General features: G+C 61.6%; 1 protein-coding gene and 1 pseudogene. Both read left to right on the top strand.

Annotated elements, in window-relative coordinates:
* The first annotated feature begins 16 nt into the window (after positions 1-16).
* Positions 17-817: a ParA family protein gene (locus tag PROAA_RS13620; protein WP_186411858.1), complete on the top strand. Its 801-nt coding sequence runs from the start codon at positions 17-19 to the stop codon at positions 815-817.
* Positions 814-951 (top strand): annotated as a pseudogene (locus tag PROAA_RS19180) (ParB/RepB/Spo0J family partition protein); the annotation flags it as partial. The gene PROAA_RS13620 and the pseudogene PROAA_RS19180, both read left to right, overlap by 4 nt.

The following is a 951-nucleotide window of genomic DNA, read 5'->3' as shown; positions in this document are numbered from 1 at the left end:
TCAGGGGGGAGTTGAGTTGGCAAAGATACTGGCCGTGACCAACCAGAAAGGCGGCGTCGGCAAGACCACGACTGCGGTCAACCTGTCCGCCTGCCTCGCCGTCCTCGGACAGCGCGTACTCATGATCGACCTTGATCCGCAGGGAAATGCCACCACGGGTTGCGGCGTTGCCAAGCGCGTTGCCTTGCCGACGGTCTACCAGATCCTGATCGGCCGCTCGTCCCTGAGCGAAACGTGCATCCGGACGGATTTCGGTTTCGACATCCTGCCCGCCAATCGTGAACTCGCAGGTGCGGAGGTCGAGCTGATCGAGATGGGCGGTCGCGAGTTCCGGCTGCGCGATGCCCTGGTTCCGGTTCAGGATGAATACGATTTCATCCTGATGGACTGCCCGCCGGCGCTCAATATGCTGACCGTCAACGGGCTGGTCGCTGCCGATGCCGTGATGATACCGATGCAATGCGAATACTACGCGCTGGAGGGACTGACCGACCTCGTCGCCACGCTGAAGAAGGTACGCGCCAATCTCAATTCCAGGCTCGAAATCGAGGGCTTGTTGCGCACCCTGTTCGATTCACGTTCGACGCTGACACAGCAGGTCTCCAGCGAGCTGGTTGATCACTTCGGAAGCAAGGTCTATCGCACCATCATTCCGCGCAACGTACGGCTGGCCGAGGCACCGTCCTATGGCAAGCCGGTGATCGCCTTTGATCGGCTGTCAAAAGGCGCGCAGGCCTACAAGGCGTTGGCGCAGGAAATACTGGATCGGCGCGATGGCACCGTGCGATCCGACGCCACACAAGGAGCCGAAGCATGAAACTGAAAGGACTTGGTCGCGGACTCGATGCGCTGCTGGCCGGCAACGAAGCGCAAGGCAAGGAGCAGCAGCGCGCGCTTCCGGTCGGCGATCTGCAGCCCGGCAAGTATCAGCCGCGCACCCGGATGGACAGC

The sequence above is a fragment of the Candidatus Propionivibrio aalborgensis genome (assembly GCF_900089945.1).
GTDB classification, from domain to species: domain Bacteria; phylum Pseudomonadota; class Gammaproteobacteria; order Burkholderiales; family Rhodocyclaceae; genus Propionivibrio; species Propionivibrio aalborgensis.
Note: the sequence above shows the minus strand (reverse complement) of the source record. Positions and strands in the feature narration are given on the sequence as shown.